This is a genomic window from uncultured Aquimarina sp., from assembly GCF_947492405.1.
Taxonomy (GTDB): domain Bacteria; phylum Bacteroidota; class Bacteroidia; order Flavobacteriales; family Flavobacteriaceae; genus Aquimarina.
On the sequence record NZ_CANLMP010000001.1, the window covers coordinates 669,415 to 683,125 of the forward strand.

At 31.7% G+C, this 13,711-nt stretch carries 5 protein-coding genes; all 5 read left to right on the forward strand.

What is annotated here, in order from left to right:
• Nucleotides 1–6: 6 nt before the first annotated feature.
• The 5 genes from Q0829_RS03010 (at nucleotide 7) to Q0829_RS03030 (ending at nucleotide 13,641) form a co-directional block, all read left to right on the forward strand.
• The gene (locus tag Q0829_RS03010; protein WP_298539769.1) at nucleotides 7–1,143 is read left to right on the forward strand and encodes a prenyltransferase/squalene oxidase repeat-containing protein; all 1,137 of its coding nucleotides are present in this window, start codon (nucleotides 7–9) and stop codon (nucleotides 1,141–1,143) included.
• A gap of 24 nt (nucleotides 1,144–1,167) precedes the next feature.
• A complete protein-coding gene (locus Q0829_RS03015; protein ID WP_298539771.1) occupies nucleotides 1,168–9,447 on the forward strand; it encodes an RHS repeat-associated core domain-containing protein in 8,280 nt (2,759 codons plus the stop codon).
• Nucleotides 9,448–9,605: 158 nt separating this feature from the next.
• A complete protein-coding gene (locus Q0829_RS03020) occupies nucleotides 9,606–10,706 on the forward strand; it encodes a glycosyltransferase (protein WP_298539774.1) in 1,101 nt (366 codons plus the stop codon).
• Nucleotides 10,707–10,874: 168 nt separating this feature from the next.
• On the forward strand, nucleotides 10,875–11,150 hold the full coding sequence (locus tag Q0829_RS03025) for a hypothetical protein (protein ID WP_298539777.1): 276 nt from the start codon (nucleotides 10,875–10,877) through the stop codon (nucleotides 11,148–11,150).
• Nucleotides 11,151–11,487: 337 nt separating this feature from the next.
• Nucleotides 11,488–13,641: a von Willebrand factor type A domain-containing protein gene (locus tag Q0829_RS03030; protein ID WP_298539779.1), complete on the forward strand. Its 2,154-nt coding sequence runs from the start codon at nucleotides 11,488–11,490 to the stop codon at nucleotides 13,639–13,641.
• Nucleotides 13,642–13,711: the final 70 nt, after the last annotated feature.

Sequence of the window (13,711 nt, forward strand, 5' to 3'; positions counted from 1 at the left end):
AGAAGGATGTTTAAAATAGATAAGACAGAAGATAAAATCGAAAACCTCATTATTCAACAAATAAATTCTTCTATTGAAAAGAATACTTGGGAGAATATGTTTCTGAATGGACTTAATCATTTGGTTAATGAGTATTATGAAGGATTTGTAAATACAAAACATGTGATGCCTTTTTCTCCAGAGGTTTTTCAGGTAACAGAGGAGTTTCAGGAAGGAGATATTTTTCAGAGAGCTCTAATTTTAGATACTTTTATTGATGCAAATACGATATTAAACAATCAACTAGGAAACATTATTACCTCTGAAGCTGCTTATCTTATTGAATCCAGACGAGAGAAAGGGGTAGGAGGCTGGGCTTATTTTCCTAAATTAAGAGAATTACCACCGGATGCAGATGATTTAGCGCAGATTATACAGGTACTGTGTAGAAGCGGATACAAAAAGGAAACGACATCCTTATTTGAAGAACCGTTAAAAGTTTTATTCAGAGATCAAGCTAATACAGATAATGGATGGGAATCCTGGATTATACCTAAAGAAAATCAATCATTAGAGGAACAGTTACAAACCATTTGGGTAAATAAAGCATGGGGAATAGGATCTGATATCGATGTTGTTGCTAATGTATTATATGCATTAAGTATTTATGATAAGGATAGATTTTCTAAAGAAATAAAACAAGGACTTTCCTTCATATATAATAGTCACGAGGAATATTCTTGGAAAAGCACCTGGTACTACGGAAAAAACTACGGTACATACGTGAGTATAAGAGCTATTTGTGCTAATAATGGAGACAAACAAACGATCAGAAAAGCTGTAGATTTTTTAATCAATTCTAGAAAAGCAGATGGAGGTTGGGCATTAGAAAATGAAGCATCAAACTCTCTACAAACGGCTTTAGCATTATTAGGAATAGATATAGCTAATAAATATCTAGGAATTAGTATTGACCCAAATTGGTTAGAAAAGAGTCGTGTTTTTTTACAAGAAAAGTATAACGACATATCCGGTTGGGAATCAAGCCCATTTATTCGCATGCCAATGGGAAGACCAAGTGGTTATATACATACAATTCTTACTTATGAGAGTGCAACAGTTACAAATAATTTTGTTACCAAAGCCTGTCAAAAATTCATATAAGAACCAACAAAAAAATAAGTAAACATGAGTTTTAATTCACACAAAAATAGTAAAGAACAAGGTTTACCTCAAGTAACCACTTTTCAGTTTAGTAATGATGCAGTAGGACAAATAAAAGATAGCGTTAATCTTTTTACCGGAACAGCAAACATTCCGATTAACATTGCTTCTTTTCCTGGTCGAAAAGATTTAGATGTGAACATTGGTATTATGTATAATAGTAATGTGCAAAACAGTGTTAAAAACTGGAATTTACTTAATCCAACCGGAATATTAGGATTGGGTTGGGATATGTCTTTTGATAAAATCTCAGTAAATAAAAATGGAAGTGGGTCTACATCTTCTAATGAATATTATTTATTAAATAATGGTTCTGGTAACCAGTTGATTCAGGATGGGATTCTTCCTAATAAACCATCAGATATATTATTATTTCAGTTAAGGAATTTTGAGTTTTGGGATATTAGTTATGATAAAACGAATGAGAAATGGACTATAATAAAAGAAGATGGTACAGTTCATATTTATGGAGATAAGAATAGTGGACGTAATACATTGCAATATGGTGTAGCATGGGGAAACTGGCTAGGAGCTACATCAGTATTAAGTGGTCAGGAACAATATGTTAGTTCTTGGAATTTATCTGAAATCAGGAACTCTTGGGGAGAAACCATTCTATACTCGTATGATAATGTCGAAGTTAGTGTTGGAGATAAAAATGGATTAAAATATACACAAGCATCTTATATTAAAACCATTCACGATAGTTTCAATAGAACTATTTCTTTTCACTATGGAGAAAAATTTGGAGCTAATAATATAGGGAGTCAAAATATTATTGAATATAAAGCTTCACATACACAAAAAGATACACCAAATGCTTATCAAGATCAATTCGAAACACGATTTCTAGATTATATAGAGGTTTATAACAATATAGATATCCTTCAATTTTCGATTTTGTTTGAATATGATTTTATCAATTTGGGAAACAGTAGTCAGAATACAATATATCCATTGATGTGGAAACGTGTTTTAAAAGGTTTTTGGCAAGTACAACCTACAGGAAGTTCACTCCCTGGAATTGAATTTGATTATTATGACAAAGTTCAGGACACATATCCCGGAGCATTAAAAAGCATCCTATATCCGCAAGGGTCTAAAGCCGTTTATACGTATAAAGATCAAGCATTAAATACAGCTCGCAACGTTAAATTAGACAGTCCTATCGCAGGAGCAACACCAAGAGTATGGTTTGGATCAGATTATACAGTAGTAACTTGGTATCATAAAACGACTAAAAAATTAATCGTAAAGGTTCATACTTGGTCAGGTAATTGGATAGATTTTCAATTAAATAGCGACGATCCTTCTAACCATTATTTTGATAATGTAGACTTTGATATTGATACGTTAGGCGTTATTACTAAAAAAGATTTTATCGGTATATATTTTACCGAGAAAACGAAAAAACAACTTCAACTGTTTTTATATCGACGTAATCCAGAAAATTTTGGTGTATTTAATTTAACAAATGTTCCTGAATATTTTCCACTTAAAACAGATACATCAAAAGTTAGTATTGAATCTGGAAAAGATTTTGTAATAGTAGCTAGTAAAGAAATAACTACCAACCCAATAACGGCTTTTCAATGGGATTGGAAACAAAGAATTTGGAGTATCTCTCCGTCTAATCAACAAGGAGGAATTTCGATTCTTTTACCATCACCAGCAGATGTAGCAAAGGCTACCGATATAAAAATTAATGCGAGAGATAATTATTATATAGCTACTTTTTACAATAGTAATACTAAGTTATTACAATTTCAATTGTTTCACTATAATGGCAATAATGTATGGAGTAAAAGTGCTTTATACAATACACCAAATGTTACTATTTACCAAAATCCATCGGAAGGCTTGGATTTTGCATTTAATATTACATTAAATAGCTCTTTTGGTGTTGCTACATATATTACCAATCAAACAACTACAGAAGTAGATTATACACTTAGAATTTTGCAATGGGATAAAAACTTTAATTTATTAAGTCCAGGTAATCCATTACTTAATAATTATAAGTCACCAATTGTTAATGGAAAATCACAATTTCAATTATTCAATACATTATTAACTGATGCTCTAGTAGCAAATAATCCTTATTTAAATAGATACACTGGTGGTTTAGGAAATAGTAATAATCCAGTAAATTGGAAACAAATTTCATTTATTACCAAAAATGATGAGATTGTAAGTTTTGCAGTAGGACAAGATATCTCTACAATCTCTAAAGAACAAGGAACAATAAATACAAATCGATATTTCCAGTTTAACCCTAACAATGGTACTTGGGGGATTGAACAAAGTTTGCCATCAACGGGAAAAAATGTTACAATAAATGGTAATTACATGACTGCCGGTAAAGATATTTTTTATCAAAATACAGATGGACAATGGATCAAACAAGAACAACAACTTACTAATTTAGGAGCTACAGAAACGGTACAGAATCGAGGATCAGTGTATATCGCTTATCAAGATAGTACAGATAATAATGCACAAACATATTTTGCTACTCCTTTAAATAGTGTACCCGGTTCTCCTGTAAAATTACCGCTAACTGCGGGAGGTAGTGGTCAAAAAATAATGGTAGATCAAGAAACGGTAAGACCCGGAACTTTATTAGCGGGGATTAATTCTTTTGTAACATTTCCTTCGGATCAAGATTTCGATACAGCAACTTCCATTGCTTTATATAAAGTAGTAGATAGAAAAGCAACAGATATAGTCCAAGTACAACCAGTATCTTATATTGAAATTTCTAATGGTTCGGATTCAGAAGAAGAATACTATCAATCGTATGATTACGCACGATCAGCGCAGTCTATAATTACATATGATAGCCGTTCTGGTTTAGCACAATTTCCAAAAGTTACTGTTTTTACAGGAACTAAGATTCCTGATGTATCATTAACCACAAATGGAATAACAATCAGCTATTTCTCTAACGGAGTGGCAACACAAAACGAAATCCCATACAACAACTGGATTTATAATTATAATCAATTATTAAATGGTGCTTTACTACAAAAAGTACAATATGATAAAGATGGTAATTTGGTTACAAAAGAAACCAACTATTGGAAAATATTTAGCAACGATGTAGTTCAAAAAAGATATCTATACAGCGCTTTTTTTAGGTTAAGTAAATCGGTTACGGTTAGAGATGGTGTTAGTCAAACTTCTAGCATAACATATTATCAGGATCTAGGATTACCCATGAATAGCGTAACTACTTATTTTGATTCTAATGGCGTAGAAAAAACCATTACAAGTGAGAAAAAATATGCTATTCAGGTTTCTGAATATGAAACAGCCATGAAGCAAAAACACTTTCTTAATGCTATCGTGCAAGAATCTGTTGCTGTAACAGGAAAGGATGGCGTTAAAAAATATATAAATTCTAAAGTAGTTACCTGGAAAAATTGGTCAGATACTAATGAATGGAAATGGTCAGCCTATCAAAATTATGATTGGTTGGATAATTCGCAAAATAACCCTGTTTTTGATTTTTCTCTTAAGAATAGTAATTCAGATTGGTTAAAGAAACAAGAAGTTATTACCAGAGGTATATTCGATACCGTCGATGAAATGATGAATGTCGATGGTGTGAGTTCATCATATATTTATGATAAAAGTGGTCAATTTCAGGTTGCAGAATTTATAACAGCTAGTAGAAAAGGTGAAGAAGCTTCTTTTTATAGTTTCGAAACATATGAAGAATCAAATGGATGGGAAATTGATTCAAATGCATCTATAATTCCAAATACTATAGATAAAACTGTTGATGCCAGAATAGGTGTTTCATCCTTAAAAATAGCTAAAGGAACAGGAATTAAACGACAATTTACTCCAACGAATCAAGAACAAGATTATGTGTTTTCTAGTTATGTGAAATTACCAGATACTTTCGATAAAAATAAAGGAGAAGCTAATTGGGTTATAACCTTTAGTATTAATGGTACTCCTGTAAGGAAAAATATAATCTTACCCTTTGGAGAAACAGTAGGTTCCTGGCAATATGTTTATTGTATATTAAATTTAAAAGATTACAATCCAGCTGGGACTTCTAAATTAATAACAGTAACAATAAAAGCACAAAATGATAATTCAGATAACGCAATACTAATAGATTGTTTACGATTTTCGCCATTACAAAGTCTTTTTTCTGCTGTTTCAATAGACACAAAAGTTAATTTGATAAATGAAAGTTTAGGCTCTAATGGAGAGGTAAGAAGTAAGTTTTTTGATAATTATCAGAGAGTCATGGCTACAACTAGTTTTTCTGATGAAACAACTTCAATGGCTACAAATTATTTTTCTAGAATAGGTAATTATAATAAATATGCAGCTATAGACCCAAACAATAAACTTAAAGTATTATCAGCTGGAGGAGGTCCAGCACTTTCTTTTACAAAAGGAAATCAGTGGAAAGAATTTTGGACACCAAATAATGAATCTGATTGGCAAGTAGAAAATTCAATGCTGAAATTTACTCATTCATCATCAGAAGGTACATTAACATATAAAGAAGAAATGACCAATAATTATGGAGTTATGTTAAACCTATCTCCATTAGAAGCAATTAATGAATCTCTGGGAATAAAAATTGGAAATCAGTATACGGTGAAATGGAATCCATCTGCAGGTGATTGGCAATTACTAGATGGGAATAATCAAATTTTACAACAAAAAAATAGTAATACAATTGCTATAAATACAACTGCTTCTTCAAAAAAAACAAATAATACTTCTATCTTAAAATCGAAACTATTAAGATCAGGTTTACATTTAAACCCAGAAGTGAATGCAATTGATGAAGAAAACAATGGGATATATGATGAAAAATATAATAGGTATTATGCAGTTGACTCCTCATCTGATGGCACGAGCGTTAATAATTTAGAGAATCAATGGTTTTTATTGGTTAATAAAAATAGTATTTTATTTTTCGCTGATGGGGCTCTTATATTTAATTATGTAAGCGATACAGAAATTTCAGGTAAAGCATCATTATTCGCAAATAATACAATAGGAATACATAGTTTATTAACCTCATTTGATAATTTATCTACGTTAACTTTTGTTAATGCAACGGGTAACGATATTCAATCACAACTATTAGATAATACTAGAATGACAGTTGTAGAGAACATCTATAATAATCTAGGATTGATAATAGCTAATACAAAACCTGCATTCGTAAAAGCGAATCAAAAGAATCAAATATTCGCATATTCCAATGATTTCGCAATGTATAATCCACAAAATGGAATTATAAGCGGACTCGTTTCTGACTTTTATCCTGATGATAAGGGATATCCATATTTTGGATACAATTATGAACGCTCTCCATTAAATAGAATAGTAGAAAAATCGATGCCAGGAGTATCATATAAGTTGGGTACAAATACTCAAAAATTCAAGTATGAAGCTAATACAGGAGAATTAGGATTACCTATTGGGGAGTATTTCAAAACAACTACTATCGATCAAAATGGAAATGAATCCTATTCGATAACAAATAAACGACAACAAGAGGTTCGAAGAGTAAGCCAAAAAGATGCTAGTGAAGAGATTATCTCTGCAGTGTATTATGATGAATTAGGTAATCCAATAGCAATGCATACGCCAAATGCTATGATCGAACAAAATAATAGCGAAAACTGGATAAATTATAGTACTTATAACTTTATCGGTCAATTAATTACTACAAAATCTAATACAAGTGGCACAACTGAATTGATTTACGATCGGGCTAATAGATTACGATTTAGACAAGATGAGGAAGCTAAAAAAGAAGGGAATTATCAATATTACAAATATGATAGCTCTGGTAGAATTATCGAAACAGGTTATGTAACAGGCATATGGAATCGCAATGATTTACAAGATAAAGCAAATAACAACCCAGACTATCCTGCTAATTTGAATACGTGGAGATTAAAGACGTTGTACGATTATAATGGTACAGATAGTCCTTTTCAAATTGGCCAGCTAGTACAGACAGTAAATAATCATTCAGACAACGGAATTGCTGATGTAGAAGAAAATTTCTTATATGATGTATATGGAAATGTGATCTCCAGAAGTCAAAAAGTACTGGAATTTGAAGACGAGTATTTTACAACAAATTTCGAATACAACAATCTAGGAGGAATACTGCGAATTGATTATCCGGTACAGAAAAGTAAAACGGCATATAGTGTTTACTATGCCTATAATAGCATAGGACAAATAGAAGGGATAAGTAATTCTCCAACATCTAAAAATACGATTGCTTCATATACATATAATCCTGCTGGGAAACCGGAACAAGAGATTTTGTACCCTAATGGTAGTAATCCTGTGACAAGAAATTATGGTTATAATTCTCCTGTTTGGTTAGATGCTATGAAAGATGTTGGAAATAATACGGATCAAATTTTTAAAGAAACATTAAAAACAGATGCTAGTAGTAATAGCGGACCAAAATATTTCAACGGACAACCAGCCGAAATTGCTTTTCAATATCCAAAAGATGTAAAAGCAGGAGCTACATATACTAATTGGTATAATAGCCTTAATGCTTTAGAAAAAGTAGACGAAATAAGTGATCACGTATCTCCTAAAATAAGACTGTATGATTTTGATAATAATGGTAATTTTGATACAATAGCTATAGATGCAAATACATATAAGTTCATATCAGAGCCTGATAAAGGAGATCGTCTTCAGAAAGTAGATAATAGTGTTACTAATGAGTCTTTATTCAATCTTTCCTATAATCAGAATGGATCCGTACATCTTTATACTGCATCAGGAGCAGATGGACATGTACCACAAAATCTTTCTTTTAAGTATGATGCAGGGAATAGGATGACTTCTAAGATAGAAAATTTAGCTAGTTCTGTAGATTTCAATTTTTATTATAATAGTTCTAATGATAGAGTGCTGAAGCAAGAAATATCTGGAACAACGATCGAAAAAACCACATTATATGTTAAAAGTTTATCAGGTAATCCTTTAGTTCAAATAACAAGAGAACAAAATAAAGAGGATAGTTTGTATATAGTGTACGGTCCAATTGGGATTATATCTTTTATTAAAAATAATAAAGAATTTACTACACTAAAAGATCATTTAGGTTCTGTAAGAGTTATTCTAGATGATAAAGCAAATGTGGCTGCTGCTTATGATTATGATATATATGGAAATGTAGAAATATTAACAGAACCGGAGCAAGGTTTCTTCCCTTATTTGTATACGAGTCAGGAATATGATTTAGAGTTAGGGATATACAATTACAAAGCAAGGTTTTATTTTAGTAGAATAGGTCGTTTTGGGGTTGTAGATAATTATAATCAATTTTTTAGCCCATATATCTATGCAGGCAATAGTCCTGTAGTCTATATAGATCCATCAGGAAATTTTTCTATTGGTAATTTCTTTTCTGCTATCGGAGGAGCTATCATAGGAGCTTTCGAAATTTTAATTGGTGTTGCTATTGATGCAGTTGCAGGTGTACTCGAAGTCGTTACTGGTGGTTTATCAACTCCAGTAAGTATTGGTCTTGCTGCATTAGCAGGTGGTTTTATTGGATCAGGAGTTAGTGCAGTATCTTATTCTGCGGTAAGTTTGATAACCAATGAATTTAGTTGGAAAGAATATGGAATAAATACAGCTATTGGATTTGTAGCGGGAGCAATAACAGGTGGTTTTGGAGCAGCAGGAGCGATTGCTGCAGAAGCTGCAACAGGAGTTAAAGCTGCTGCAGAAGCAGGACAAGCTGTGAGTACGTTAGCTAAAGTAGCCAATGCAGGTATAAAAGCTGGATTTGCAATTACCGGAGCCGAAATCGCTGGTGTTTCGTCCACATTGATTAATAATGGAGCACATGGTAATAGCTTAACCACTGGTCTTGATGAAGTATTGGTTAAAGGTGTTTTAAGTTCTACTTTATCCTGGGCTATTCCTGGAATAGATTATAAAGCAGGATGGGGAAATCTTTTTAAAAGAATCTCGGCAGGTGTTGTTAAATCCGAAGGAATAGGAGTTTCTATTCAATTAGGATCTAATGCTGTACAAGGTAAAAACCTAGATACTGGATTAATGAATACTGTAATTAAAGGATTTGTAAGCGGAAGCATAGGATCCTTAGGAACAAAGTCATATGCTAAAGAGAAAACAACAAGCGAACTTAATTTTATGGGAGCACGAGCTCCACAAAATCAAATTCCGGATGATGGTATTATTAGACTTTAGTGTTTTGTTTAATTACAGCAATCTATTTAACGAATTTTGTTTTCCTATTAAATAAATAATAAAAGTAAAATAGTTTTAATCTAATAAATTCTACATGATAATGATAGAACATATGAATGTTTTTATGAACTAGAATATTAAATCCAAAAGAGAATAGTATGATAAATGCCACTATAGATAAACCAAATCATATAGAATATACATTTATAGAACCTATTTATGAGAAAGATGTAAATCATAGAACAAAGGATTTTTATTTAAAAATCACTAAGACTAATGAAGTGCAAAAGTTAGAAATCCGTTCATTTACTAAAATCCCTGAGCATGGTTTTTGTCTGGCAGGATGTTATATTCAAGATATTCCTGACCATAGCCCAGATATATACTATGTACAGAACGATGAACCTATAGTTTCGTGTATTATCCTATTGACTTTTAATGATAGATTTGTATACAATTTTTTAATTCCTTCTATTGTCAATAATACCACTATTCCTTATGAAATCATTATTGTATATAACGGCAGTAATGTCAATTTAGAGTTGTTTGAAGACTTTACTATTATAGAATCCGAAACAGGATGTGTATCAAAAGCGTACAATATCGGTGTAGAAAAAGCAAGCGGAAAGTATATAGCCATATTTCATGATGATTGTTTAATAACTAATTATCAGTGGCATGATGTAATGCTACGTAAACTTCAAAAAGATACTTTGGCTGTAAGTACGGAAGTTATGTATAATGAGATGTTTGATTTTCATTTTTTAAAAGGAACACCATTAGTAATGACAGCGGATCATTATAAAACGATAGGAGGGCACGACGAGTTTTACTTTGCAGGTATTGAAGATGTAGATTTTTCATATCAAATGATAAAAAAAGGATGGAAAATTGATAAGGTTGTAATGCCTTATAAGCATTTTAATGGTATGAGTACGGTTATATTATTAAACGATCAACCTGAATTAATAAAAATATTGTTTGGATATTGTTTAATTCCAGAAAATGTTATCGAAGAATGGAAAACTAAAGTCATGAGTTTTTCGGACATAATGCCTTTAATTCAGAAGGTAAACGGAGAAAACTTAAAGTATTTCTATAAAAAAAACACATTTGTTTCGGACAAGGATAAAAGACAATACATGGCTTCATTAACAACTGCAGATTTCCCCGCTTTATTCTCCATACACAAAGTATATAAAGAATGGCTCACAAAACAATTCACATCGATCCCATGCAAGGTAAGTAATCAATGTTAAATTCAGGGTTTATAGCATATAAAACAAGTGTTTATACGTAATCATAAGACTAATATTCGACTTAACTTGTAATGTAAATCATAACTAATTACAGTTCTTTTTTTAAGAATAAAAATACGTATTAGTATGATTTTTTATGAACGAATAATTAACTAAAACATATCAATTATGTCTGATTCAAAAACTTTTAATGGAGTAAGTACTTCAACTTGGGAATGTGTAAAAGAAACTAGTTTAAAAGAACATGGAACAATTTATGCTCCTCCAGGAGCTAATAAAGGGACAGCAAAAACAAGTACAATTGTGGGTGATGTTGTTCTAAGTTTTGATTTTGATCCAACTAAGGAGCGTGTTGCTTATACGATTATAAAAAAACCTGTGTTAGCACCAAAAAGTGAAATATGGAGTGGAATTGAAGATACTATAAAAGGATGTGCAACGTAATCTCAAGGTCCATAAAGCTTTGGTAGAATAAATGGCAAATCAAATTGTCTATTGGATAATTTGATTTGCTTATAATAATGAGGAGTAATATCATAACTTCGATAACTATCTTGAATTTTCATACACTATTCGAATAATAACTTAATTTCTAATTTCCCTAAATCAAATACCCACTTCCCTCAATAGCGATTGTGATTGGGTATTCATAGAAGTAGTTTTATTTCATAATTAAAACACTATCAATTATGAAATGAGCCATTACTATAAGTTGATACCAACTCATAACAATTATTGGCGAATTCCATCTGACGATTAAAAACAACTTAAAAATAAACAGATGAAACGACTACACTACTTTATGATCGTATTCCTGATCACTGGAATATCGTATGCACAAGAACTTACAATTACAGGAATGGTAACAGAAGATGGTACCGGAACCCCATTACCATATGTAAATGTTACTGTTAAAAGAACATCTAATACAACTAATACAGATTTTGATGGTAATTATAGCATAAAAGTTAATCTTGGAGATACTTTATCGTTCTCTTATGTAGGATATGAATCAGAAGAAATAAAGGTTAAAAAAAATGATTCGGTTATAAATGTAACAATGAGCATAGCGCCAGGTACATTAGAAGAAGTTGTAGTAACGGCTTATGGTGCTAGAAAAGCTAAAAAATCATTAGGCTATGTAGTTTCTGCTGTTTCTAGTGAATCTATAAGTATGTCCAGATCAGAAAGAAGAAAAGCTAGGAGAGCAAGTAAAAAATCAAACAAATCATTAAATAAAGCACTTAGTGGAAAAGCAGCCGGACTAGCTATAAGCAATGGTGTTGGCTATACCAATTCTAATAGTTCAGTAAAAATCAGAGGAGCGAATAGCGTTTCTGGAGCACAACAACCATTATACATTATAGATGGTATTCCTGTGAATAAAAAAGATATAGCAAAAATTCAGCACATCGATCCTACTAAGATTTCTGATGTAAAAGTTTTAAAAGATAAAAAAGCTACTTCGTTATATGGATCTAGAGCAATTCATGGATGTATTATTATTACTACACATAAGGGGAACTACGAAATAAAAAACAATGAATCCTATGAAGAGATTGTAGAAAATAGTTTTGAAAAAGTCCGGACCTCTCCATTGTCTACATTCTCTATTGATGTTGATAAAGCATCCTATAGTAATGTGCGTAGAATGATTAATAATGGACAACAAATTCCTGCAGATGCGGTAAAGATTGAAGAAATGATAAACTATTTCGAGTATGATTATAAACAACCAAAAGGAGATCATCCTTTTGCAATCCACACAGAATATGGTAGAACTCCTTGGAACAAGGGAAGTCAATTAGTAAAAATTGGTTTAAAAGGGAAGGAGATTCCGCAAGATGAAATTCCTGCGTCCAATCTTGTATTTCTGCTTGATGTATCTGGTTCTATGGATCAAGCTAATAAATTACCATTGTTAAAAAGAGCTTTTAAATTATTAGTAAATCAATTAAGAGAAAAAGATAAGGTTTCTATTGTAGTTTATGCAGGAGCTGCCGGAATGGTATTAAAACCTACTTCTGGAATAAATAAAAATGAAATTAATCAGGCGTTAGATAATCTCGATGCAGGAGGCTCTACTGCTGGAGGAGCAGGTATCGAACTTGCTTATAAAATTGCTCAGAAAAACTTTATAAAAAACGGAAATAACCGAGTAATTCTTGCTACCGATGGTGATTTTAATGTAGGTATGAGTAGTGATAAGGATATGAAAACGTTGATAGAAGAAAAGCGTAAATCTGGAGTATTTCTAACCTGTCTAGGCTTTGGTATGAATAATTATAAAGATAGCAAATTAGAAACCTTGGCAGATAAAGGTAATGGGAATCATGCATATATTGACACGATGCAGGAAGCACAAAGAGTATTAGGAAAAGAATTTGGAGGAACACTGTACACAATAGCAAAAGATGTTAAGATTCAGGTAGAATTTAATCCGGCAAAAGTACAGGCATATCGCCTTATAGGATATGAAAACAGGTTATTGGCTGATGAAGATTTTGTAGATGATACAAAAGATGCTGGCGAATTAGGTAGCGGGCATACAGTTACTGCCTTGTACGAAGTAATTCCTGTAGGTGTTAGAAGTGATTATATTAACGAAATTCCAGATCTAAAATATACTAACTCTGAAATCAATAAAAATTTTGGAGATGAATTGCTAACGGTAAAATTTAGATACAAAAGACCACAAGAAAGTAAAAGTATTGAAATGATACACATACTAAAAACAGGAGAAAACAAAGTTTCTAAGGATTTTAGTTTTGCAGCTTCGGTAGCTTGGTTTGGAATGAAAATTAGAAAATCAAAATATATAAATAATGACCAAATAAAAGATATCGTCACTTTGGCAGAAGAAAATAGAGCAGTAGATAATCAGGGATATAGAGCAGAGTTTGTCAGATTAATGAATAGTTATCAGACATTATAATATAGTTTGTTGAGTTTGATTAGTAAAGAGACATTAGCAAAGCATTGCAGGTGTCTCTTTTTTGTGATAC

Excerpts from the sequence above, each read along its gene's own strand:
- Q0829_RS03020 (WP_298539774.1), top strand. The coding sequence starts at position 9,606 with ATGATAAATGCCACTATAGATAAACCAAATCATATAGAATATACATTT.
- Q0829_RS03030 (WP_298539779.1), top strand. The coding sequence starts at position 11,488 with ATGAAACGACTACACTACTTTATGATCGTATTCCTGATCACTGGAATA.
- Q0829_RS03025 (WP_298539777.1), top strand. The coding sequence starts at position 10,875 with ATGTCTGATTCAAAAACTTTTAATGGAGTAAGTACTTCAACTTGGGAA.
- Q0829_RS03010 (WP_298539769.1), top strand. The coding sequence starts at position 7 with ATGTTTAAAATAGATAAGACAGAAGATAAAATCGAAAACCTCATTATT.
- Q0829_RS03015 (WP_298539771.1), top strand. The coding sequence starts at position 1,168 with ATGAGTTTTAATTCACACAAAAATAGTAAAGAACAAGGTTTACCTCAA.